Source organism: Amycolatopsis sp. NPDC051106 (assembly GCF_040682775.1).
GTDB lineage: Bacteria > Actinomycetota > Actinomycetes > Mycobacteriales > Pseudonocardiaceae > Amycolatopsis.
In genome coordinates this window covers 168015-191181 of the sequence record NZ_JBFBBQ010000001.1, presented here as the reverse complement: position 1 = coordinate 191181, position 23167 = coordinate 168015, and the positions used below count along the sequence as shown (strand labels likewise).

22 protein-coding genes and 1 tRNA gene are annotated in these 23167 nt (G+C 69.8%); 9 read left to right on the top strand and 14 right to left on the bottom strand.

Annotated features, from left to right (window positions below; translation table 11 throughout):
* The first annotated feature begins 1 nt into the window (after position 1).
* Positions 2-1006: a cation diffusion facilitator family transporter gene (locus tag AB0M83_RS00880; RefSeq protein WP_364510419.1), complete on the top strand. Its 1005-nt coding sequence runs from the start codon at positions 2-4 to the stop codon at positions 1004-1006.
* A gap of 7 nt (positions 1007-1013) precedes the next feature.
* On the opposite strand, the gene AB0M83_RS00875 is transcribed toward AB0M83_RS00880, so the two are convergent.
* From AB0M83_RS00875 to AB0M83_RS00865, 3 genes are all read right to left on the bottom strand, one after another.
* Positions 1014-1703, bottom strand: coding sequence for a CAP domain-containing protein (locus AB0M83_RS00875; RefSeq protein WP_364510417.1), 690 nt, complete (start codon positions 1701-1703; stop codon positions 1014-1016).
* Positions 1704-1858: 155 nt separating this feature from the next.
* A complete protein-coding gene (locus AB0M83_RS00870; RefSeq protein ID WP_364510414.1) occupies positions 1859-6529 on the bottom strand; it encodes a hypothetical protein in 4671 nt (1556 codons plus the stop codon).
* Positions 6530-6641: 112 nt separating this feature from the next.
* Positions 6642-7112, bottom strand: coding sequence for a MarR family transcriptional regulator (locus AB0M83_RS00865; RefSeq protein WP_364510411.1), 471 nt, complete (start codon positions 7110-7112; stop codon positions 6642-6644).
* 73 nt (positions 7113-7185) lie between these two features.
* Here AB0M83_RS00865 and AB0M83_RS00860 point away from each other — a divergent pair, with 73 nt between their 5' ends.
* A complete protein-coding gene (locus AB0M83_RS00860) occupies positions 7186-8382 on the top strand; it encodes an NAD(P)/FAD-dependent oxidoreductase (RefSeq protein WP_364510409.1) in 1197 nt (398 codons plus the stop codon).
* Here the strand turns inward: AB0M83_RS00860 and dcd are convergent.
* Positions 8379-8960, bottom strand: a complete 582-nt coding sequence (dcd, locus tag AB0M83_RS00855; protein ID WP_286000938.1) for a dCTP deaminase — start codon at positions 8958-8960, stop codon at positions 8379-8381. The two genes, AB0M83_RS00860 and dcd, sit on opposite strands and share 4 nt — an antisense overlap.
* 85 nt (positions 8961-9045) lie before the next feature.
* The gene (locus AB0M83_RS00850; protein ID WP_364510406.1) at positions 9046-10239 is read right to left on the bottom strand and encodes an oxygenase MpaB family protein; all 1194 of its coding nucleotides are present in this window, start codon (positions 10237-10239) and stop codon (positions 9046-9048) included.
* Between the two features lie 110 nt (positions 10240-10349).
* Here AB0M83_RS00850 and AB0M83_RS00845 point away from each other — a divergent pair.
* Positions 10350-10420: transfer RNA gene (locus AB0M83_RS00845), tRNA-Gly, on the top strand.
* A 20-nt stretch (positions 10421-10440) separates the two neighbouring features.
* On the opposite strand, the gene AB0M83_RS00840 is transcribed toward AB0M83_RS00845, so the two are convergent.
* The 3 genes from AB0M83_RS00840 to AB0M83_RS00830 all read right to left on the bottom strand — a co-directional run bounded on the left by AB0M83_RS00840 (position 10441) and on the right by AB0M83_RS00830 (position 12735).
* Positions 10441-11637, bottom strand: coding sequence for a sigma-70 family RNA polymerase sigma factor (locus AB0M83_RS00840; RefSeq protein WP_364510403.1), 1197 nt, complete (start codon positions 11635-11637; stop codon positions 10441-10443).
* On the bottom strand, positions 11634-11984 hold the full coding sequence (locus AB0M83_RS00835; RefSeq protein ID WP_364510400.1) for a YciI family protein: 351 nt from the start codon (positions 11982-11984) through the stop codon (positions 11634-11636). The genes AB0M83_RS00840 and AB0M83_RS00835 overlap by 4 nt, the downstream gene beginning before the upstream one ends.
* A 100-nt stretch (positions 11985-12084) precedes the next feature.
* Positions 12085-12735 carry a hypothetical protein gene (locus AB0M83_RS00830; RefSeq protein WP_364510398.1) on the bottom strand — a complete coding sequence of 217 codons (651 nt, stop codon included), beginning with the start codon at positions 12733-12735 and terminating at the stop codon, positions 12085-12087.
* An 88-nt stretch (positions 12736-12823) separates the two neighbouring features.
* Here AB0M83_RS00830 and AB0M83_RS00825 point away from each other — a divergent pair, with 88 nt between their 5' ends.
* Both AB0M83_RS00825 and AB0M83_RS00820 read left to right on the top strand, forming a co-directional pair.
* Positions 12824-13201, top strand: a complete 378-nt coding sequence (locus AB0M83_RS00825) for a nitroreductase family deazaflavin-dependent oxidoreductase (protein ID WP_364510396.1) — start codon at positions 12824-12826, stop codon at positions 13199-13201.
* Positions 13202-13209: 8 nt separating this feature from the next.
* The gene (locus AB0M83_RS00820) at positions 13210-13737 is read left to right on the top strand and encodes a GNAT family protein (protein WP_364510393.1); all 528 of its coding nucleotides are present in this window, start codon (positions 13210-13212) and stop codon (positions 13735-13737) included.
* Here the strand turns inward: AB0M83_RS00820 and AB0M83_RS00815 are convergent.
* The 5 genes from AB0M83_RS00815 to AB0M83_RS00795 all read right to left on the bottom strand — a co-directional run bounded on the left by AB0M83_RS00815 (position 13727) and on the right by AB0M83_RS00795 (position 18332).
* Positions 13727-14053, bottom strand: a complete 327-nt coding sequence (locus AB0M83_RS00815; protein WP_364510390.1) for an MmcQ/YjbR family DNA-binding protein — start codon at positions 14051-14053, stop codon at positions 13727-13729. The genes AB0M83_RS00820 and AB0M83_RS00815 overlap by 11 nt on opposite strands.
* Before the next feature lie 37 nt (positions 14054-14090).
* Complete coding sequence (locus tag AB0M83_RS00810) at positions 14091-15782, bottom strand: bifunctional metallophosphatase/5'-nucleotidase (protein ID WP_364510387.1); 1692 nt, start codon at positions 15780-15782, stop codon at positions 14091-14093.
* A gap of 113 nt (positions 15783-15895) precedes the next feature.
* Positions 15896-16675, bottom strand: a complete 780-nt coding sequence (locus tag AB0M83_RS00805) for an alpha/beta fold hydrolase (protein WP_364510384.1) — start codon at positions 16673-16675, stop codon at positions 15896-15898.
* Between the two features lie 51 nt (positions 16676-16726).
* Positions 16727-17806, bottom strand: coding sequence for a Gfo/Idh/MocA family oxidoreductase (locus tag AB0M83_RS00800; protein ID WP_364510381.1), 1080 nt, complete (start codon positions 17804-17806; stop codon positions 16727-16729).
* Positions 17807-17858: 52 nt separating this feature from the next.
* Complete coding sequence (locus AB0M83_RS00795) at positions 17859-18332, bottom strand: GNAT family N-acetyltransferase (protein ID WP_364510379.1); 474 nt, start codon at positions 18330-18332, stop codon at positions 17859-17861.
* 290 nt (positions 18333-18622) lie between these two features.
* Here AB0M83_RS00795 and AB0M83_RS00790 point away from each other — a divergent pair, with 290 nt between their 5' ends.
* Entirely contained in the window at positions 18623-19258 is a 636-nt protein-coding gene (locus AB0M83_RS00790) for a VanZ family protein (protein ID WP_364510376.1), read from the top strand.
* On the opposite strand, the gene AB0M83_RS00785 is transcribed toward AB0M83_RS00790, so the two are convergent.
* Positions 19199-19375, bottom strand: coding sequence for a hypothetical protein (locus AB0M83_RS00785; protein ID WP_196425799.1), 177 nt, complete (start codon positions 19373-19375; stop codon positions 19199-19201). The two genes, AB0M83_RS00790 and AB0M83_RS00785, sit on opposite strands and share 60 nt — an antisense overlap.
* 117 nt (positions 19376-19492) lie before the next feature.
* On the opposite strand from AB0M83_RS00785, the gene mug reads away from it, so the two are divergent.
* The 3 genes from mug (at position 19493) to AB0M83_RS00770 (ending at position 23100) form a co-directional block, all read left to right on the top strand.
* On the top strand, positions 19493-20053 hold the full coding sequence (gene mug, locus AB0M83_RS00780) for a G/U mismatch-specific DNA glycosylase (protein ID WP_364510373.1): 561 nt from the start codon (positions 19493-19495) through the stop codon (positions 20051-20053).
* 286 nt (positions 20054-20339) lie between these two features.
* A complete protein-coding gene (locus AB0M83_RS00775) occupies positions 20340-21125 on the top strand; it encodes a response regulator transcription factor (protein ID WP_364510370.1) in 786 nt (261 codons plus the stop codon).
* Positions 21126-21264: 139 nt separating this feature from the next.
* Positions 21265-23100 carry an acyl-CoA dehydrogenase gene (locus AB0M83_RS00770; RefSeq protein WP_364510367.1) on the top strand — a complete coding sequence of 612 codons (1836 nt, stop codon included), beginning with the start codon at positions 21265-21267 and terminating at the stop codon, positions 23098-23100.
* Positions 23101-23167: the final 67 nt, after the last annotated feature.

Here is a 23167-nt window from a genome sequence, read left to right as displayed (position 1 = left end):
GGTGAGCGAGGAACCCGAAAAGCCCGGTGGCGAAAGCACCCTGACCGTCCTGCTCGCCGGCGGGGTGAACCTGGCGATCGCGGTCATGAAACTGATCGCGGGCATCATCACCGGCTCCGGCGCGATGCTTTCCGAAGCGGCCCACTCGGTGGCCGACACCTTCACCGAGGTCCTGCTGCTGACCGCGTTGAAACGTTCCGACCGCCCGGCCGACCGCGTGCACCCCTTCGGCTACGGCAAGGAGCGCTACTTCTGGTCGCTGCTCGCCGCCGTGTCGATCTTCGCGTCGGGCTCGATGTTCGCGCTCTACGAGGGCGTCTCGACGCTGTTCGGCCACGGCGAGGCGCAGAGCACGTCGATCCTCAGTTACATCGTGCTGGCGGTGGCTTTCCTGCTCGAAGGCACGTCGTGGGTGCAGGCGGTGCGCCAGACCGTCCGGGACTCCCGGGCCGAGAACCGGTCATTCTGGGCATATCTCCGCCTGATCGACGATCCCACCCCGAAGACCGTGCTGTTCGAGGACTCCGCCGCGCTGGTCGGCCTGCTGGTCGCGTTCGCCGGCATCGGCCTGCACCAGATCACCGGCTCGGAGGTCTGGGACGGCGTCGCGTCGATCGTGATCGGCGTGCTGCTCGCCTTCGTCGCCTACCTGCTCGGGCGGACCAACCGCGGCCTGCTCATCGGCCGCCAGGCCAACCCGGAGATCGTCCGCGGCGTCCGCGACCACCTCGCCGCCGCGCCGGAGATCGAGGCCGTCGTGGACCTGCAGACGATGCTGATGGGCACCGACCAGGTCCTCGTCTGCACCCGCGTCGACTTCGACGACTCCCTGAGCGCCGCCGACCTCGAACGCGCGTGCGTCCGGCTCGCGGGCGAGCTGACCGAGTCGTTCAACGACGTCACCGAGGTGTTCATCGAGCCGGTGCCGCGGACGGATCCCGAGCTGCGCGCGACCGTGCTCGCCCGCTACGGCGACATCGCGGAGCGCTGGAACAACCCGGCCTAGCCGGCCCTCAGTACCCGAAGTCCTGGACCCAGTAGTTGCCCGCCTTGGTGAAACCGACGCCGATCTTCGCCAGCGAGCAGTTCAGGATGTTCGCGCGGTGGCCCTCGGAGTTCATCCAGGCGTCCATGACCTGCGCGGCGGACGTCTGTCCCTTCGCGATGTTCTCCGCGCCCGGCTTCGAGTAGCCGGCAGTCTTGATGCGCTGGTCGAACGTGACGCCCTCGGGGTTGGTGTGGGCGAAGAAATTCCGGGCGGACATGTCGTCGCTGTAGTCCTGCGCGGCCTTGGTCAGGTGCGATTCCTCGGTCAACGGCTTGCAGCCGGCCTGCGCGCGCTCGTCGTTGACCAGGGAGATGACCTGCTCGGTGGTCGAGGACGCGACGCGGGCCGCGGCCTTGGTGCTCGGCGGCGGAGCCGCTTCCGAAGTCGTCGGCTTCGGGGCTTCGGACGTCTCGGTCGGGGTCGGAGCCGCACTGGAGGTCGTCGGCACGGGAGCGTCGGTCGTGACCGGCTTCGTGGCCGGAGCCTGCCCGCCCGCCAGTTCGGTGCCGCTGCCGCCCCCGGAGGCACCCGGCGCGTCGGGCAGCACCAAGGCCGCGGCGCCGAGTTCGGCCGTGTTGCCTTCCGCGGTGGCCATCCAGGTGCCTGTCGCGGCGGAGAAAACGCCGAGCAGCACACTGAGTGACACCATCACCACGCGACCACGTTCACCAATGGGGGACACGGCGCGAGAACGTATCACGGAACGATTACAGCGAGAACCCTACGAACGCACTGGTCACATTTCCCGGGCCCGGCATTCGACGACCGACATGGATTCAGCGGCAATCGGACGCTTCGGCGTTACTCCGTTCAGCCGCTTCGAACTTCGAAGGTGGCGTCGCCGGACGCCGTCACCGGGCGGGCAGTCGGGTCCTGGGCGGTGACGGTCGCCTTGCCCGTGAAGCCGTTTTTCCCCGCGATCGCCGTGCAGGTGTAGGTGATTTCGGCGTCCGCGGCCAGGGCGGGTGCGGTATGCGCGCACGACGCCGTGTGGTCGTCCACGACGGAGACGGCGGTGAGCGGCACGTCGCCGGTGTTCTTGACCAGAATCGAGAACGTGACGATGTCGCCCGGGCGGACTTCGTACGGCGTCGCGTCCTTCATCAAGGCGATCTGCGGGTGGATGACGTCGACTTTCACTTCGGCTTTCGATTGCACGGAGCGATTGCCCGGGTCCATTCCGGTTACTTCGGTGGTGGTGCCGAAGTCGTCGTCCGGCGCTTTTCTCGCGCAGGTGTAGATCCGCTTTTCTCCGGCTGCCAGAGTGGCGAGCTTCTTCGCGCACGGTTCGTCGTCCACAACGGACACGCTGGTCAGCGGGACGTCACCGGTGTTGGTGACGCTGATCGTGAACGTGACTTCGTCGCCGGCACGGACTGTGCTCGGCCTGGCTTCTTTGGTGATCTTCACGGCCGGATGGATGACGTCGATCTCGTCGGCGTCCTCGGCGGTGACCGGCGGGCCGATCGGGGCCTTGGCCGTGGCTTTCGCTGTGCTCACGACGTCGTCCTGCGGCGCGGTCGTGGTGCAGTCGAACTTCTGGCTCGCACCGGGTTCGAGCCTGTCGAAGGCCTTTACGCAGGGCTCGCTGACCTTCACGTCGGTCAGGGGGACGTCGCCGGTGTTCACGACGGTGATCGTGAGGGGCACGGCGTCGCCTGGGCGGAAGGGGCCCTTCGTGTCCTTCCTGTCTTGCATGTCCTGCGTGATCGCGAGTGCCGGGTGCTGGACGGTGTAGGCGGCATCGTCGGTGGCGCTGACCTGGCGGTTCGTCGGATCGGTGCCGATTGCGGTGGCGGAGCTCACGAAACTGTCGGTGCCGGCGTTTACCGTGCAGGAGTGGTGCTGGGAAGCGCCGGGAGGGAGGGTGCCGATGGACTGAGCGCACGCCGGAGTTCGACTGTCCACAAGGGACACGCCGGTCAGCGGGACATCGCCGGTGTTCGCGACGACGAGGGTGAACGTGACGGTATCGCCTTGCCGGACCTGCGCGGGCGTCGCGTCGTTCGTGATGGTGACCGCCGGGTGGATGACATCGACCGGTTCCCCGGCGGTGGCGGTCACGGGACGGTTCGTGGCGTCAGTGGCGGTGACGGCCGCAGTGGCGGTGAAGTCGGCTTCAGCGGCGGCTTGAGTGCAGCTGTAGTTCTGCGTGGCTCGCGGTTCGAGTGAACCCAGGAGTTTGGCGCATGCCGGTGCGCCTGGATCGGCCACGGAGACGTCGCGCAGCACGCTGTCGCCGGTGTTGGTGACGGTGATCGTCGAGGTGACGACATCGCCCGGGCGGACGATCCTGAGGTCGACGGTCCTGCTGATCGTGATGGCCGGGTGGATGACGTCGAGGTTCGCTTGGGCGGTCGCGGTGACCGCGGGGCCGGTGGGCGGAGTGCCGGTGAGACGGACGGCGGCGGTGACGTCGTCGGCCGGCGCGGTGAGGGTGCAGCCGAAGTCACGGGTGCCACCGGGTTCGAGGGAGCCCTCGAGAACCTGGGCGCAGCCGGTGGCTCGCGCCTGCGGGCCGGTGGCCCGAGGGCTGGCTGCCGGCGTGACCGCGGTCGGTGTGTCGGCAGCAGTTTGCTGACCACGCGCCTGCGGTCCAGCGACTCCAGGGCCGACCTGCGCAGCCGGTGCCGATGCGTCCACGGCAGCTTGCCGACCAGACGCCTGCGAGCCGGTGGCCATAGGGCCGGCCTCCGGGGCCGGCGTATCGGTGGCAGCGTGCTGACCAGTGGCCTGCGGGCGGCCAACCTGCGTGGCCGGAGTCGGTGCATCTGCGGCAGCCTGCCGACCAGGCACTTGCGAGTCCGTGACCCGCAAGCCGGTCAGTGGCACGTCGCCGGTGTTGCGCACCGTGATCCGCAGCGGCACCGCGTCACCCTCGCGGAACGGTCCGCCCGTGACCGCCGCGGTGATGGCCACGCCCGGGTGCTGCACGGCGAACGCGGCCTCCGCGCCGGCCGTCACCGGACGGGCCGTCGGGTCCGTGCCCGTCACCGTCGGCTTGCTCGTGAAGCCGGTGGCGCTCGCGACCGTCGCGCACGTGTACGTCGAAGCCGCCTGCGGCTGGAGCGTCCCGAGCGGCTTCGCGCACTCCGCGACCTGGTCGTCCGCGACCACCACGCCGGTCAGCGGCACGTCGCCCGTGTTGGTGGCGGTGATCGTCCAGGTCACCGTGTCGCCTTCGCGGACAGCCGCGGGCGAAGCCTGCGCGGCGAGCGCCACCCCCGGGTGGATCACGTCGACCACGGCGTCGTCGGTGACCTTCACCGTGCGGCCGAGCGCGTCCTTCCCCGACGCGGCCGCCGTGTTGGTGAAGTCGTCCGGCGGGGCCGGCGCGGTGCAGGTATAGGTCTGCCTGCCCTGCGGCGGCAGCGCGCCGATCGGCTTGGCGCACGCCGGCGTGCGGTCGTCGGTGACGGCGACCTCCGTCAGGGGGGCGTCGCCGGCGTTGGCGACCGTGATCGTGAACGTGATCGGGTCGCCGGTGCGGACGATGCCGGGCTTGGCGTCCTTTGTGAGCGTCAGGGCCGGCGTGATCACCGTGACGGTCGCCGGCGCGGTGGCGGACACCGGTTGGGCCGCGAGGTCGGTGCCGGTGGCGGTCACGTGCGACGTCGTCGTCGTGGACGGGTTCGCCGTGCACGTGTACGTCTGCGTCGCGCCCGCGGCCAGGCCCTCGAACGTGCGCGAACACGACGTCGTCGTGTCGTCGGTGACCTTCACCGGCGAGAGCGGGCTGTCGCCGGTGTTCTTGACCGCGACGGAGAACGTCACGGCGTCGCCCGCGTGGATCACCGGCGGGTCCGCGGTCTTGGTGACCTCGACGGCGGGCGCGATCGTCGGCGCGGGGGCGTCCGCGGTGGCCGTGACCTCCTTGCCGAGCTCGTCGGTGGCGGCCGCGCTCGCGGTGTTGACGCCGTCGGCGATCGGGGCCTTCGCCGTGCACGTCGTCGTGCGGCTTTCGCCGGGTGCGAGAGCCCCGGCGAGGGCGCACGAAGGCGCCTTCGGGTCGGTGACCCGCAGGCCGGAAAGCCCGATGTCGCCGGTGTTCGTGACCTTGATGGCGAAGGTCGCGGTGTCGCCGGCGCGGTAGGCGGGCTTGTCGGCCGTCTTCGTCATGCCCAAGGACGGGTGCACGACGTCGACGGCGGTCGTCGCGGTGCCGTCGAGCGCGTCACCGAGGGCGCTCGTGCCGGTGGCCTTCACCGTGTTCGTGAAGTCGTCGGCCGGGGCGGGGCCGGCGCAGTCGTAGGTGACCGTCTGGCCCGGGGCGAGCGGGCCGAGTGGCTTGGCGCAGGCCGGAAAGGTCTCGTCGGCGACCTGCACGCCGGACGCCGCGACGCCGCCCGGGTTGGTCACGGCGACGGCGAACGTCACCGGCTCGCCGGCGTGCGTCTTCGGCCGCGTCGCGCGCAGGGCGACCTGGAGTTCGGGCACCGGCACGGAAAACGCCATGTTCTGCGCGAGATAACTGTCCCCGCTCGTGACGAAGCCGAGCTTCGCGCTCGTCGCGCCCGCGGGGATGTTGTCGACGTTGAACGCCTTGGCGTCCACGCTGAAGTTGTTCTTCACCCCCGGCGCGGCCGCGTTGTCGGCGTTGGAGACGAAGAAGTTCGACGTCCCGCCGGTCGCGGGCTCGGCGGCCGGGGTGCCGTCGACCAGGAACTGGTCGCCGGAGCCACCCCAGTCGCCGTCGTAGGCGGTGACGCCGAGGTGCGCGTCGGCGGCCGCCGCGCGGAAGCCGGTGATCGTCGTTTCCGTGGGGACGTCGGAGGCCTGGCGGACGTGTCCGTCGTAGACGACGACCTTGCGCTTGTTCGGCGCGAAGTCGGGGTTGCGGGACGGATACGCGTAGACGAGGGCGACCGACCAGCCGCCGGCGCAGTCGAAACCCTGGGGCGCCCAGACGTTGCCGACCGTCACGTCGAGCGCGGCGCCGGTCGGCACGCCCGCGAACTCGCTGGTCACGTCGGCGTGGGCGGAATAGTACGGGCCATCTTCCGCGAAGGCCGACGGATAAACGTCGACGGACTTCGCACTGCCCACCGAAAGCCGGACGTCCTGCGTGGCGGGGTTCCCCGGCGGCGCAACGGCCGGGACACCCTCGCGAAATCCGCACGTCTTCCCCGTCGTGTTGCCCGCCCAGTTCAGGCGGGCGAAGACGATCCGCGCACCGGGCGGGATGCGCACGGACGCGCTCGCGGAGTCGAAGGTGGCCGGGTCGGCGTCGACGTCGGCCCAGTGCATGAAGAAGTCGTCGTTGACCAGGGTTTCCTTGCGGTCCGCGGTGTTCGCGCACGCCGCGGGCGTGTCCGCCGCACCCGCTACCGGCGCGTGGTCGGCGGCGACCGGGCAGCGCAGGACGCCGTTGCCCGCGTACAGGAAGTCGCCGTAGACGACGTCGTCATAGCCGACCGCGAAGGGCGGGGCGCCGGCCGCACCGGCCGCCGGCGTCAGCGCCGCGGCCAGAAAGATCGACACCAGAACGAAAACCGAGCGAAGCGGTCTCTCGGTCAACCGCATTCCTCGCTACCTCCGGGGCCGGGACGACCTTCCGGAGCTTGGCACGAACGAGGGGTTTACGCCCCCATTCTCACCCGTCCGTGGAGCCGGTCAGCTTCACCGTCGACTCGTGGGTGAGGGCGGTGGCTGCTTCGACGAACCCGATCACCGTGCGGAGCTCGTCGTCGGTGTAGCGGTCGCACAGCTCGTACATGCGCTTGACGAGGTTGTCCCACAGGTGCACGCCGCTCGCGATGGCCTGCTCGTCCAGCGCGATGAGGACGCGGCGGCGGTCGTCGGGGTGCGGCCGGCGGTCGACGATGCCCTTGCGCTCCAGCCGGTCGATCATCGCGGTCACCGACGCGGGCGCCAGGCCGGAGAGCCGCGCGAGGTCCTTCGGCGTCTGCGGCCCGAAGCGCGCGAGGTAGTCCAGGACCTTGGCGTCGACCGCCGACAGCCCCCGCGTCTCGGAGATCGCGGTGTGGAACATGACCGTCTCCGTCGACAGCTCCCGGGACCTGAGCAGGACTTCTTCGACCAGGTGCGCTCGCTCGCTTGACACGGGCTCCAGCCTAGCCCACTCTTTAGTTCGACAGAACGAATTAGTTTCTAAGAGATTCGAGGGGACGAACGAGATGACACGAGCACTGATCATCGGGGGCGGCATCGCGGGCACGATCACGGCCATCGCCCTGCACGAAGCCGGGCATGAACCGGTGTTGTTCGAGGCGTACGACCGGGGCGCCGAGGGCGTCGGCGCGTTCCTCACGCTGGCCGTCAACGGCCTGGACGCGCTGCGGCCGCTGGGACTCACGGACGTCGTCAAGAGCACGGGCTTCGACTCGCCCAGCATGTCGATCGGGCTCGGCAACGGCACCCGCCTGACCGAATTCATCCTCGGCGGCACACTGCCGGACGGCACCGTGACCCAGACCGTGCTGCGCTCCGACCTCTACGTCGCCCTGCGCGACGAGGCCGCCCGCCGCGGGATCCGAGCCGAGTACGGCAAACGCCTGATCGGCGCGAGCCAGACGTCCGGCCAGGTCAGAGCCGACTTCTCGGATGGCTCACACGTCGAAGGCGATCTGCTGGTCGGCGCCGACGGGCTCCGTTCGCGCGTCCGCACGATCATCGACCCGGACGCGCCGGCGCCGCGGTACGTGCCGCTGCTCAACACCGGCGGGTTCGCCGAAGGCCTGACCCTGCCGGACGAACCGGGCGTGCTGAACATGGTCTTCGGCAAGCGCGTGTTCTTCTGCCACGTCGTGAGCCCGAAGGACGGCCGCGTCTGGTGGTTCGCCAACCCGGCCCGCAAGACCGAGCCGACCGCGTCCGAGCTGGCGACGCTGGCCGGCGAGAAACTGCGCGCCGAGCTGCTGGACCTGGTGGCCCGCGACCGCACGCCGGCGACGGAGATCATCCGCGCGACCCGCGACGTCTACCCGGCGTGGCCGACGTTCGACTTCCCGACGGTCCCGGTCTGGCACCGCGGCCGCATGGTGATCATCGGCGACGCGGCGCACGCCACGTCACCGGCGGCGGGCCAGGGCGCGTCGATGGCCATCGAAGACGCCGTCACGCTGGGCAAGTGCCTTCGCGACGTGCCGGACATCGAGCGCGCGCTGAGCACGTACGAGAGCCTGCGGCGGGAGCGCGTCGAAGCCGTCGTCGCGGCGGGAAAGCGCAACGGCGACAACAAGGTGATCGGCCCGGTCGGGCGCGTCGTCCGCGATCTCTTCCTCAAGCGGATCTTCTCGAAGCCGTTCGACGAGGACCCGAACGCCTTCATGTGGCAGCACCGCATCGACTGGGACGAGAAGATCTCCGCCTAGCGCCAGGTGTCGACGCGGTGGAAGTTCTTGTACGCCCGGCTCGGGGTCGGACCGCGCTGTCCCTGGTAGCGGGACCCGGCCTCGCTCGAGCCGTACGGGAACTCGGCCGCGCTGGAGAGCCGGAAGATGCACAGCTGGCCGATCTTCATACCCGGCCAGAGCGTGATCGGCAGGTTCGCGACGTTCGACAGCTCGAGCGTGATGTGCCCGGAGAAGCCCGGGTCGATGAACCCGGCGGTCGAGTGCGTGAGCAGCCCGAGGCGGCCGAGCGACGACTTGCCTTCGAGCCGCCCGGCGAGGTCGTCGGCCAGGGTGACGAGCTCGAACGTCGAGCCGAGCACGAACTCACCCGGGTGCAGGACGAAGGGTTCTTCGCCCTCCTTCTCGACGAGCGAGGTCAGCTCGTCCTGCTGCAGCTGCGGGTCGATGTGGGTGTACTTGCTGTTGTCGAAGACCCGGAAGAACCGGTCGAGCCGGACGTCGATGCTGGACGGCTGGACCATGGCGGGATCGAAGGGGTCGATGCCGAGCCGGCCGGCGTCGAGCTCTTTGCGGAGGTCACGGTCACTGAGCAGCACGGGCCGAAGCCTAACGGGTGTGCTGTGACATCCGGGGCTCCGCCCCGAGCCGGGGGCTCCGCCACCCGGACCCCCGAAAAGCAGGTCAGGCCACCCGCATGTGCTGCGCGTAGGAGGTGTCGGGCGCGAAGATCTTCTCGAGCCGCTTCACGTACCCGCGGCGCCCGGCCTCGCCGATCCGTTCCTGCAGCGCGGTGGCCCCGGGGATGAACCGCCGCACGGTCTCGGCGGCGAAGTTGACGCCCGCCACGGCGACGATCGCGGCCTGCGCGACGGGGTCGTTCGGCAGCCCGAGGAAGTCGGCGTTGGTCTTCCCGAGCACGAGCCGGCTGATCGAAGAGTGCACGGCGACGGAGACGTGCGAGAGCACCTTCCCGACGGCGCCGCGCCCCTCGCCGACGGCGGCGTTGGCCTCGATCAGCGCTTTGGCGAGGCGTTTCGAGTCGTCGTCCGGGATGAACTCGGTGGCGGCGAGCAGCCAGAGCAGGCGCCAGGCGTCTTCTTCGGAGGTGGGCAGCAGCTCGTCGTCGACGCCCATGAGCCAGCCGATGTACCGCCAGAGGTGCAGGATGTCGCCGCGCTCGCGGGCGGAGTAGCGCAGGCCGAGCAGCTGCGTGCCGAAGACGTAGACGAGGGAGAAGAGCAGGAGGGTGCCGGCGGTCTGCACCTGGTTGACGGGCCGGTCCCAGGCGTCATAGTCCCAGTCCTCCCGCCGGTTCATGGCGGCGCGCACGTGGGCGTGCACGAGCCGGATCCGCAGCGCCGAGGCGTAGCCCCGCTCGCCGTGCTTGAGGGCGCCGGGCGTGGTGACGTCGATCCACCAGGTGGCGGTCTCGACGAGCCGCCGCGTGGCCTGGTATTCGATCTCCCCGGTCCCGACCAGGGATTTCGTGGCGCGGGACGCGAGGTAGCCGCCCATGAGCGACATGTCGCCGAGCGGGAAGAGGCCGAGCAGCCCGGCCCGCGTGATGGCTTTGGCGCCACGCTCGAGCCGCTCGTCGTCGACCCAGTAAGGCTTGGCGTCGACCTCGTCGAAGAAGGCCTTCAGCGGGCCGGGAGTCGTGACGCCGTTCTCGAGGGCGTCTTCGAAGAGCTTCCGGCCCTGCCCCTTGGGCTGCCGCGCCATCCAGGCGACGACGTCGTCGGCGCGCTGGTCCTCGACCTGGGCGAACTCCCGCAGCCGGGCGACCTGCCGTTCGTCACCCCGGATGTCCCCTCCGACGAACAGCCGCTGGGCCAGCCGGAACCCGCCTTGCCGGAACAGCTCGGGCTCATCCATGGCGCTCACCTCCGAGGTCGACAACAAGTGTTGTCACTTGAGCCGGAGGAGTCAAGGAGGGAGGGGTCTGGACACGGGGATCACGCCGCCGTGTATGCTGGCGACGCACTGCGGATGTAGTTCAATGGTAGAACATCAGCTTCCCAAGCTGAATACGCGGGTTCGATTCCCGTCATCCGCTCTCAACGAAACCCCGGACATTCATTCCGGGGTTTCTTTTTGTATCCGGGCCCGCAAATGAGCCGCGTGCGCGTCCGGCAAACCGGTTTCCACTGCCCGCTCCAGAGCGTCGGAGGCCGACGGCGATCCCAAGCGGTGCAACAACTCCGCCCGCGACGCGTGCCACCACGGATAATCGGCCAAGTCCGCCAACGCATCCACCAGTGCCAACCCCGCCGCGGGTCCGTCGCGCTCCGCTATGGCGGCCGCGCGGTTCAAGTGGACCACCGGGGTGTCCTGGACCGACAACAGCACGTCGTACCAGGAGATCACCGCGTCCCAGTTCGTCTCCGAATACGACGGGGCCAGGTCGTGGCAGGCCGCGATCGCCGCTTGGACGACGTACGGGTTCGGGGCCGACGGCGTCCGGCGCAGCCCCACGCCCACCAGTTCGACGCCCTCCTTGATCAGCGAACCGTCCCATGCCGAACGGTCCTGGTCGGCCAGCAGCACCGGCATCCCCGCGGAGAACCGGGCCGCGCGGCGGGCGTCCTGGAGCAGGACCAGCGCCAGCAACCCCAAGGCTGTCGGCTCGTCCGGCATCAGAGAAGCCAGCAGGCGCGCCAGGCGGACGGCCTCCGTGCGCAGCGCATCCCGGCCCGTGTAGCCCTCGTTGAAGATCAAGTACACCGTCGACGCCACTCCGGACAGGCGTGCAGGCAACTCCGCAGCGGACGGCACCCGATAAGGAATGCGGGCCTGAGCGATCTTCTGCTTCGCGCGCGTCAGGCGCTTCGCCATCGTCGCTTCGGGGACCAGCAGGCCGCGGGCCACCTCCGCCGTCGACAAACCGCCCAACGTCCGAAGCGCCAGGGCAACCTGGGCGTCCACCGACAACGCCGGGTGGCAGCACGTGAACACCAGCCGCAGCAGGTCGTCGCGGACCGCGACCGGGTCCGGGAACGGGTCGACGGCCGGCATCGCGTCCGCCTCCTTCCCGAGCCGCTTCGCTTCGCGGCGGACGACGTCCACCGCGCGGCGGCGGGCCGCCACCAGGAGCCAGCCGCGCGGGTTGTCCGGGACGCCGTCGCGCGGCCACGTCTCCAGCGCGCGCACGACGGCGTCCTGAACGGCGTCTTCGGCCAGGTCGACGCTGCCGGTGACGCGGACCAGCGTGGCCAGTACCCGGGTGCCCTCGTCCCGGACCAGCCGCGCGACCGCGTCCCCGGCGTGCGTCACTTGCCGAAGTCGACGACCGGCCGGACCTCGATCGCGCCGTCCCAGGCGCCGGGGATCTGCGCCGCGACCTTGACGGCTTCGTCGAGGTCGGCGCACTCGATCAGGTAGAAGCCGGTGAGGGCTTCCTTCGTCTCCGCGTACGGGCCGTCGCTGGTGACGATGTCGCCGCCCTTGCCGCCGGTGACGCGGACCGTCGTCGCGGTGGCCGTCGGGTACAGCGCCGCGCCGCCGCGGATGACGGCCTGCGCCGCCGCGCCGAACTCGTCGTAGTCCTTCATCATGTCCGTGGCCTCGGGCGTGGTCGGGTCGACGTCGGAGGCGTAGATGATCGCGGCGTACTTGGGCATGGCTGCTCCTCACAGGATCCTGACCGGCGCCGATCGCCGGCTTTCACTGTAAGGACGAACGGCGCGGACGTCCCCGGGACAACCGCGCCGGACTTTTTTCTCAGCCCTCGACGAGCTCCCACTCGGAGTCCGGGGTCGCGCGGTCGTAGACCTGGCCCGGCGCCGCCTTGAGCACGGTCCGGACGTCCGGGTACAGGTTCGCGACGTGCTCCAGCTCCAGGCCCTCGACCTCGAAGTCCTCCGCCTCGGGCACCTCGAAGCCGACGAACAGCCAGGTGCCGTCCTGCTCGCGCACGACCTGGCGGACCGCGCGCACCGGCTGCTGCCAGCCGGCCGGGATCTCGGTGAGGCCGGTGCTGATCTGGGCTTCGTCGTCCGGCGAGCCTTCGAACTCCCAGGCCGCGCGGCGCTGGGAAAGCAGCCGGACGTCCTCGTCTTCGTCGTCCGAGCCGGCCACCGACGACAGCAGCCACGTGCGGCGCTCGGGGTCCCAGTCGGCGGCCATCCCCGTCGGCAGCCCGGCCAGCGCGGCCAGCTGCGGGAGCAGCTCGAGCGCCTCGCGCACCGACAGCTTGCCGAAGCTCTCGCGGTTGACGAGCACGTCGTCGGACAGCTCGGTGCCGTCGCTGATGAACCAGTCGTCCTCGTCGTCGAGCACGACGAAGCCCAGCGCGTCCGGGTCGTTCACCAGGGCCAGGGCGATGATCACCGGTGCTTCCGGGTCCTGGCGCAGCGGCCATTCGGTCGACATGCGCCATATCCCACCATCGGGCGACCTCCGGCCGGGAAGCGGGGGTCGGCCCCTCGATCAATTCATCAAGCGTTGATATTATCCCGGCATGGTACTGCCCAAGGGACTCGCCCGCTTCAACCGCGTGGTGACCAACCGGATCAACAAGTACGTCGTGAACTGGGCGCCGGGCTTCGGCCTGCTGGTCCACAAAGGACGCAAGTCCGGCAAGGAGTACCGCACGCCGCTGAACGTCTTCCGCACGGACGACGGCTTCGTCGTCGCGCTCACCTATGGCCCCGACACCGACTGGGTCAAGAACGTGCTGGCCGCGGAGAGTTGCACCGTGGTCACCCGGCGGCGTAATTACCGCGTGCATTCGCCCGAGCTCGTGCATGATGAGTCGCGCCGAGCGATGCCCACGCCCGTGCGGCAGTTCCTCGGCCTGCTGAACGTCCACGACTTCCTGCTGCTGAAGCGGGACTAGGGGGAGCCATGCTCGAGGGGAAGCTCGTCCGGCTGCGTGCGCTCGAACCGGAGGACGCCGAAAAGATCCACGCGTGGATCCACGATCCCGAGGTCGGCCGCTGGATGACCAACAGCCACCCGCGGTCGCTCGCGCAGATCCGCAAACGCGCCGAGGAACGCCCGGTCAACAGCTACGAACTGGTCGTGCTGGGCATCGAGGCCGACGGCAAGCTCATCGGCATCGTCGACCTGCGGGACGCCGAACCCGAGGTCGGCAACGCCGAGCTGGACATCTACATCGGCGACCCCGAGTACCGCAACGGCGGCGGCTACGGCACCGAGGCGCTGCGCCTGATGTGCCGCTACGGCTTCAACTCCATGCGGCTGCACATGATCACGCTCTGGGTGGTCGCCGAGAACGAGCGCGCGCGGCACGTCTACCGCAAGGTGGGGTTCTCCGAAGACGGCCGCCACCGCGAGGCGTTCGTCGCGGCCGACGGCGAGCGCCACGACATGATCCTGATGAGCATGCTCAAGGGCGAGCTCAAGTGGTGAGCCGGCGGGGCGCCCGCAGCCGCCACGCCTCTTCGAGCAGCTCGCGCAGCTGATCGACGGCCACGCGCTCCAGGTCGACGATGACCATGCCGTGCCCGTCGTAGTGCGGTGTCGTGAAGAAGGCCGCGTCGCCGGAGTCCAGCAACGCGGCCTTCTCGTCGAGCCCGCACAGCACGACCAAGCCGCCTTCGGCCTCGGTCCGCAGCCGCGCGAACCCCTTGCCCGCCACCTTGAGCGCGGGCGTGCGGTACCAGGTCGACGCCTCGACCTCGGGTAGATCCGAGGCCAGGCGTACGACGTCTTCCCAAGTCGTCATGGGTCCATTGTCGACCCGCTGTCTTGGAAAAAGCGGACTACGGCAGCCGCGTGATCCGGTCCGCCGCGGGCGGCGCCAGGTTCGGGTGGGCGCCCAGGTACGCGATGAACGCGTCCAGGTCGACCGGCCCGCCGGCCAGGTTCGTGCCCTTGGTGAACTCGGTGAAGCCGTCCCCGCCGGCGGCGAGGAAGTTGTTCACCGACACGCGGAACGTCGCCGCCGGGTCGACCGGCGTGCCGTTCACCGTGATGTTCGAGACCCGCGAGCCCTGCGGCGCGGACGCCGAGTAGCTGTAGTGCAGCGAGCTCGAGATCTGCAGGATGCGCGTGGTCGTGCCCTGCCACTGCTGTTCCAGCACGTTCTTCAGGTTCGCGCCGGTCAGCGTGATCGTCTGCATGATGTTCGCGAACGGCTGGACGGTGAAGGCCTCGCCGTAGGTCACGACGCCGTCGCCTTCGCCGTTCGCGGACGACTTGTACGTCAGGTCGGCGCGGATGCCGCCCGGGTTGGTGATCGCGATGACCGCGTTGTTCGCCTGCGTGCCGGCGAGCTGCGCGTCGGCGATGACGTCACCGAGCGAGGACTCACCGGCCGCGTTGCCCGCCGCCGGCAGGTCCGCGGTGATGGTGCCGACCTGCTTGTTCGCGATCGGCGCCGCCTTGGTCTTGGCGTCGGCGACGAGCGCCGCCACGGCCGGGTCCGGCGTGACCGTGCGGGTGACGATCTCGTTGTGCGCCTGGGTCTGCGACCGGACGACGTCCCGCGTCTTGAGGTTGATCTTCAGGTCCACCACGGAAAGCAGGCGGCCGAACGACGAACCCTGGATGACCGTGCGCGGCTGGCCGGCCGGGTCGTTGATGACGCAGTTGTACTGCTGGTGGCTGTGGCCGGTGAAGATCGCGTCGACCTTCGGCGTCACGGCCTTCGCGATCGCGGTGGCCGGGCCGGGCAGGGTCTTGCAGTCGTTCGGGCCGGTCGCCTCGGTGTTGTCGCCCTGGTGCAGCAGCACGACCTGGGACTTGACGCCGAGGAAGTCGAGCAGGTTCGCGGTGCGGTTGATCGCCTCGACCTCGTCGCCGAACTTGAGACCCTTGATGGCTTCCGGCGTGACGACGGTCGGCAGGTCCTTCAGCGTCGCGCCGATGACACCGATCGGGACGCCGCCTTCGAACTTGACGGTGAACGGCAACAGCGCGGGCAGCCCGTTGGTGAAGTACACATTGGACCCGAGGAAGGGGAAGTCCGCACCCTTGAACTTCTTGTCGAACTGGCAACCGTCGGTCGGGTGGCAGCCGCCGAACTGCATGCGCTGCAGTTCCTTGTAGCCCTCGTCGAACTCGTGGTTGCCGACGACGGACGCGCCGACGCCGAGCTGGTTCAGGAAGTCGATGGTCGGCTCGTCGTGGAACAGCGCGGAGATCACCGGCGACGCGCCGACGTTGTCCCCGGCCGACAGCACGAGCGAGTTGCGCACCTGCGAGCGCAGCTGCTTCACGTGCGTCGCCAGGTAAGCGGCACCGCCGGCGTCCACAGTGGTCCCGTCGGACTGCGTGACCCGGCCGCTGGAGCCGGACGGCGGCTCCAGGTTCCCGTGGAAGTCGTTGAACGTGATGATCCGGACGTCGGTGGTGGGGTCCGGGCGCTGGCCCGCGGACGCGGGTGCGGTGGTCACCGCCGTCGTCGCCAGCGCGGCCGCGGCGAGCACCACGAGCCGGGTTGAAAGCCTCATGCGTGTTTCCTCCGATTCGCGCCCAAGTCCCCTAACGGGCGCACGGCGGAGGATTCTGCCTCGCTGGGCAGTCGGCTACCAGGGTCAAAAGACGGACGTAAAGCGAATGTCACCTAACGGCTTCCCTGGAGCAGCACGCGCGCGACGAGCGCCGGGTCGTCGTTCATCGGCACGTGCCCGCAGCCGGGCAGCAGCCGGAACGTCCCTTCGGGCGCGACCTTCCGCAGGTCGGCGACGCGCGGCCGGGCGAGGATGCGGTCGTGCTCGGCCCAGGCGATGGTCACCGGGACGCCGGTGACCGGCCCGGTGAAGCGGAAGTCCCCGCGCGACTGGGCGGCGGTCGGCTCGAAGCCCGGGGCGGTCGCGAGCGCGTGGGCGTCCCCGACGACGTCGTCCGGCGTCAGCAGCCCCGGCTTCCCGACGATCATCCCGGTCAGCGCCTTGCGTCCGGCCGCCGTCGCGGCGATGCGACGCACGACGTGCGGTGGCGTGCGCTGCGCGAGCGCGCGGTGGGCCTTGAGCGTGGCGATCGCGTACATCTTCTGCGTCCGGTTCCACAGCCCGGCCGGCGACAACGCCGTGACGCTGCGGACCAGCCCGGCCTGGCCGAGCGCCAGCGACAGCAGCCCGCCGAGCGAGTTCCCCGCGACGTGCGGGCGGTTGAGACCCAGCTCGGTGAAGAGCTCCTTGAACATCACCAGCGCGGGCTCGACGCCGTACCCGCCGGCCGGCTCGGGCGACTCACCGAAGCCCGGCAGGTCCACGGCGATGACGTCGCGATGCGGCGTGAGCAGCGGAAACACCGGCGCCCACGCCTGACGGCGGTGGCCGATGCCGTGGATCAGCACCAGTGGCGCGCCCTGGCCCTCACGGTCGTAGACAACGTCGTCCATTACCCGAGAGTAAGTCCGGGCCGAGAGAAAAGCTACTACCGTCGGTAACAGTTACTCGGCGTCCAGGTGAACCCGCTTCCCGGCGTCGGCCGACCACTGGACGGCGTCCAGAACCCGGTGCACGCGCAGCGCGTGCGCGAAGTCCGGCAGGTCGCCCTTGAGGTGGCGCGCGTAGGCGTGCGCGACGTTGTACGACGGCTCGGCGGCCCGCCCGGCCAGCTGCGGCAGTTCGTACCGAGCGGGGACGGTGAGCTTCTCCAGCGTGCCGGTCCGGCTGCCGCGCAAGGTCACCTTCGCGATCCAGAACAGCGGGTCCGCGGCGTCGACGACGAGCGTGCCCTCGGTGCCGTTGATCTCCCAGTGGAAGTCCGTGGCGGGCGAGGACCCGCCGCGCAGGTGCAGCGACGCGACGGCGCCGCTGTTCAGCACGCCACCGACGGCGATCTGGTCCGGCGCGGTCATCGGGACCGAGTCGCCGGTGACCTCGTCGCGCACCCGCGGCCGGACGGTCGCCACCGTCGCCGACAGTTCGGAGAACCGGCCGAGCACCATGTCGAACGCGTCGACGGTGTGCGCGAACGGGATCGTCAGCATGGTCGCCCCGCCTTCGGGGTGCAGCTGGTAGCCGCGCCCGGCCCGGACCGCCGGACCCCAGTTGCCCCCCGAGCCGATCAACGACGTCGAGAGCACGCGGCCGACGTACCCGTCCTTGATGAGGTCACGCAGGTAGCGCAACGCGGGCGCGGACCGCCCCTGCAGGCCGACCGCCGTCTTGGCGTCCTTCGCCGCTTCGGCCAGCGCCTCGGTTTCGGCCAGGCTCACGCCGAGCGGCCACTCGCTCAGCACCTGCTTGCCCGCGGCCAGCGCGGGCTCGATCAGCGCCCGGTGCTCACTCACCTTCACCGCGACGACGACCAGGTCGACCTCCGGGTGCCGCGCGAGCTCCCCGGCGTCGCCGAAGGTCAGCGGCACGCCGTACTTCTCCCCGGCCACCCGCGCCGACTCGGCGCTGCTCCCGCTCAGGGCGCGGAGCTCGTAGCCGTCCACCGCGGCCAGCGCGGGCACGTGCGCGGTGGCGGCCCAGCCGCCGTTCGCGCTGAGCCCGACGATGCCGACCCGGACCGGTGCCATGAGCGTTCCCTTTCGTCGCCCCCACAAGACTTCGACGTGCCGAGCGTCGTGGTCATTCCCGGTTCAGCGCAAGCCGCATCCGGTTACGTCTCCCTTTTCCGGCTATGACTTCGGACTCGCCGGTGAGGACGAAGCCGAGCCGCTCGTAGACGCGTCGCGCGCGGTCGTTTCCTTCGAAGACGTGCAGACCGATGGCTTCCGCGCCCGCTTCCTCGGCCGCTCGGCGGACGGCGTGGATGAGGTCGGCGGCCAGCCCGCGGCCCCGCGCCTGTGGCGCAACCCACATCGAGAAGACCAGCCACTCCGGTTCTTCCGGCCAGCCGCAGACGAGCGCGACGGCGGTGTCTCCGTCGAACGCGGCGAACCAGGCGCGGTCGCGGAGCCACGCCCGCCAGTCGTCGTCGGGCTTGGCGCGTTCGGCCGCGACGAGCGAGCCGAAGTTCTCGGGCGTGTCCGCGAGCGCGCGGAGCCGGATTTCGCGCAGCACGGGGACGTCGTCGGGAACCAGCCGTCGCACGTGGACCATCCGGGCAGGTTCGCACGCACCGAAGGTTCGGTAACACCCATTAACCCGGGCGCGATGAGCCGAGCGTTCCGGCAACGGGGGGGAAGCATGGGCATCGAGGTCGTCCTCGTGGTGCTGGCCGTCGTCGTGCTGATGATCGGGGGCACGGTGTTCAGCGCGTGGCGGGCCGAGCGCTCCGAGGACCGCGAGGACGACTGACCGATCGGCTCGAGGCGGTCAGCCGAGTGGCCGATGGGGTCCGGCCCTTCGACCGAAGCGGCTCCCGGGTCATGATCCATAACGTCGGTGGCATGACGAACGCACAGGTCACCGCCCTGCAGTACGGACTCATCGGCTTCCTGGCGCTGTGGACCGTCGTGCTGGTTCCGCAGCTGATCACGCAGCTGGCCCGGCACGGCGGCCTGCGCCTGCGCGGCATCGTGACGACCGGCGCGGTGCTGCTGTACGGCTGCATGACCCTGGCGGTCGTCTTCCTGCCGCTGCCCGGCCCCGGCGCGCGCCGGCTGAGCCAGACGGTGCAGCTGCACCCGTTCCAGTGGATCACCGACATCCACACGGAGCTGCTGAAGCACGGCGAGCCGCTGTCGCAGTGGTTCATGACGCAGACGTTCCAGCAGGCCTGCATGAACGTGCTGCTGTTCGTCCCGCTGGGGGTGTTCGCCAGGATCCTGTGGCACCGCGGCCTGACCGGCACGGTCCTGATCGGCTTCGCGGTGTCCCTGCTCATCGAGTTCACGCAGGTCACGGCGAACTTCGGGACGGCGCCGTACGTCTACCGCATCTTCGACGTGGACGACCTCATGAACAACACGTTCGGCGCGGGAGTCGGCTGGGTGTTCGGCGCGCTGCTGCTGGCGGTCCTGCGTTCACCGGTCGGCGTGCAGCCGGCCCGGCGCGAGCGGGTCCACCTCGCCGAGACGCGCTAACCGCGCCTTCCGCTGCAGGGCGGCCCGCTTGGCGGCCCGCCGGTCCTCGAGAACGACAACGAGGGCGGCGACGGCCAAGACCAGCGCGACCAGCCCGAGGACGATCGGAAGCTGCACGAAATCCTCCTCGGTACGGCGCTGTGCGGGAGATCACAACAGGTTACGCAGGTCCGTGGTGAATTCGCTACCCCCAGCGACGGGTCACGCTCGGGTCGTGTGCCGGAGACTGGACGGGTGAGCACCCGACCCACGAAGGACCAGCTGGCCGCCGCGCACAACACGACCATCCCGGACGTCATCGCACCCGGCCTCGACGTCCTGTTCTGCGGCATCAACCCCGGCCTTTACTCGGGCGCGCTGAAGCAGCACTTCGCCCGCCCCGGCAACCGCTTCTGGCCCGCCCTCCACGCCGGCGGGTTCACGCCGAGGCGATACCAGCCCGACGAACAGGACCAGCTGCTCGACCTCAAGCTCGGCATCACGAACGTCGTCGCCCGGACCACCGCCCGCGCTGACGAGCTCACCGACGACGAGTTCCGCGAGGGCGGGAAGCTGCTGGAAGCCAAGGTGCTCGAGTACCGGCCGCGGTGGCTGGCCGTCGTCGGGATCACCGCCTACCGGACCGCGTTCGGCTTCCCGAAGGCGCGCGTCGGGCAGCAGGAGCACCGGATCGGCGACACCCGCGTGTGGGTGCTGCCGAACCCGAGCGGCCTCAACGCGCACTGGACGCCGGCCGGGCTCGCGGCGGAGTTCGCGGAGCTGCGGGCCGCATCCCGAGATCGTCGAAATCGTTGAACAAGGGGCGAGCCACCCTCAGTAGCGCCAACCGCCCCATCAGGTCCTTTCCGGCCCGGTCGAGCCCCCTTCCCCGGAAGGTTTTCTACCCAGAGTTTGCTGTGACCGGGCGATTAGGCCATGAGGGGGAGATGGCGTCATGAGCTGCGCAATCGCGACTCGTACCAAGCAGGAGGAGTCACTTTTGGCCGGTCCCGGCAGGGGAGACCGGACGGTGCCGGACGCGTGAACCGAGGGGGCGCGTCCGGCGTCCCAGGAGCGACGGCGCAGGAGACGGAGGCCCACGATGCACGGCATCGAGCCCACCCGAAGGCCGATCGGGCCGACCGGACCCGGCGGGCGAAGTCTCGGCGTGGCGGTGGTCGACCCGGTCCCGATCTTCCGCGACGGCCTCGGCGCGCTCGTCCACCGCAGCCAGGGGCTGCACTGGGCGGGCCAGGCGGCCAGCCACCACGCCGCGCTGCAGCTGTGCGAGCAGGTCAAGCCGGACGTCGTCGTGCTCGACTCGGCGCTCGACCCGAACTGCCACCTGACGAAGCTGCTCAACGCCGGCGACCCGGCGCTGATCATCGTCACGCTCATCCGGGACACGAACCGCACGCAGCAGTACCTCGCGGCCGCGATCGCCGCGGGCGCGCACGCGATCGTGCCGCGATCGATCGACTCGCGACGGCTAGCCGAAGCGATCCGGCGGGCGCACACCGAGCGCCGGTACATCGACCCCGGACTGGCCGCGCTCACCGTCCGGCCGAAGCGGTCCACGGTGCCGAAGGGCGATCTCGCCTCCGAGAGCCCGCCGGGGCCGCGCGGCGGGATGCCGCTGTCCCGCCGCGAGTACCAGGTGCTCCAGCTCGTCGCCGAAGGGCTCGAGAACTCGGCGATCGCGAAACTGCTGTTCCTGTCCGTCGAGACGGTCCGGACCCACGTCAAGAGCATCCTGCGCAAGCTGTCCGCGCGGGACCGGACGCACGCCGTGACGATCGCGTTCCGCGGCGGGATACTGGTCGCGCGGGCGGAGGACGGCCACGTGCCGGTGACTGCCGACACAACAGCGCTTCCCGGGCAGCGCTGACCCCTCAAAAGGCCCGGATTTCCGCACCCGGAAGTGCGGATCTGCTTGCTCCAGTTACCCGCAGGTAATATCCTGAAGTTACCGGCGAGTAAGGCGAACATGTGCCCGGCCGGGGAGCCGAACACATTGGAGTGACGACATGGGCCACTACAAGAGCAACGTCCGAGACCTGGAGTTCAACCTCTTCGAGGTGCTCGGCGTCCAGGAACGCCTGGGCAAGGGTGTGCTCGCCGAGTCCGACGAGGAGACCGCCCGCGGGGTGCTGTCCGAGCTGAACAAGCTCGCGACCGGGCCGCTCGCCGAGTCCTTCGCCGACGCCGACCGCAACCCGCCCGTGTACGACCCGAAGACCTTCAGTGTGAAGATCCCCGAGTCGTTCAAGAAGAGCTACAAGCAGCTCCTCGACGGCGAATGGTGGCGGCTCGGCCTCACCAACGACCTCGGCGGCTTCGGCCTGCCCCCGACCGTGCAGTGGGCCGCGTCCGAGCTCATCCTCGGCGCGAACGCCCCGCTGTTCATGTACCTGGCGGGCCCGAACTTCGCCATGATCGTGAACAAGAACGGCACCGAAGAGCAGAAGCACTGGGCCCAGCTCATGATCGACCGGGCCTGGGGCGCCACGATGGTGCTGACCGAGCCGGACGCCGGCTCCGACGTCGGCGCGGGCCGCACCAAGGCCACCAAGCAGGAGGACGGCTCCTGGCACATCGACGGCGTGAAGCGGTTCATCACCTCGGCCGAGCACGACATGAGCGAAAACATCATGCACCTCGTGCTGGCGCGCCCCGAGGGTCCCGGCATCGAGACCAAGCCGGGCACCAAGGGCCTGTCGCTGTTCCTCGTGCCGAAGTTCCACTTCGACTCGAAGACCGGTGAGCTGGGCGAGCGCAACGGCGCCTTCGTCACGAACGTCGAGCACAAAATGGGCATCAAGGCCTCGACGACGTGCGAGCTGACCTTCGGCCAGCACGGCACCCCGGCCAAGGGCTGGCTGCTCGGCGAGGTCCACGACGGCATCGCGCAGATGTTCCAGGTCATCGAGTACGCCCGGATGATGGTCGGCACCAAGGCCATCGCGACGCTGTCGACCGGTTACCTCAACGCGCTCGAGTACGCCAAGGAGCGCGTCCAGGGTGCCGACCTGCCGAACATGCTGAACAAGGCCGCCCCGCGCGTCACCATCACGCACCACCCCGACGTCCGCCGCTCGCTGATGCTCCAGAAGGCGTACGCCGAGGGCCTCCGTGCGGTCTACCTGTACACGGCGTCGTTCCAGGACCAGCTGTGGACCGGCGAGGGTGACCAGAAGGTCGCGCACGGCGTCAACGACCTGCTGCTGCCGATCGTCAAGGGTGTCGGCTCCGAGCGCGCCACCGAGCAGCTCGTGCAGTCGCTGCAGACGCTGGGCGGGTCCGGCTTCCTGCAGGACTACCCGATCGAGCAGTACATCCGCGACGCCAAGATCGACTCGCTCTACGAGGGCACCACGGCCATCCAGTCGCTGGACTTCTTCTTCCGGAAGATCGTCCGCGACAAGGGTCAGTCGCTGGCCTTCGTCGCCGGTGAGATCACCAAGTTCATCGAGTCCGAGGCGGGCAACGGCCGGCTCAAGAACGAGCGCGGGCTGCTCAAGCAGGCCCTCGAGGACACCCAGGGCATGCTGGGCTCGCTGATCGGCTACCTGACCGCGTCGCAGGAAGACCCGCAGAACATCAACAAGGTCGGCCAGCACACGGTCCGCCTGCTGATGTCGGTCGGCGACCTGCTCATCGGCTGGCAGCTGCTCAAGCACGCCGAGGTCGCCATCGCGAAGCTCGACGCGGGCGCGTCCGCCAAGGACGTCCCGTTCTACGAGGGCAAGATCGCCGTGGCCTCGTTCTTCTCGAAGCAGGTGCTGCCGGAGCTGACCGCCCGCCGCGCCATCGTCGAGGCCGCCGACAACGCGCTGATGGAGCTCGACGAAGCCGCCTTCTGATTGGTCACGAAAGGGCCCTCCTCGCGTGAGGAGGGCCCTTTTCGTGTTTCAGGGCCGGACGGCGCGG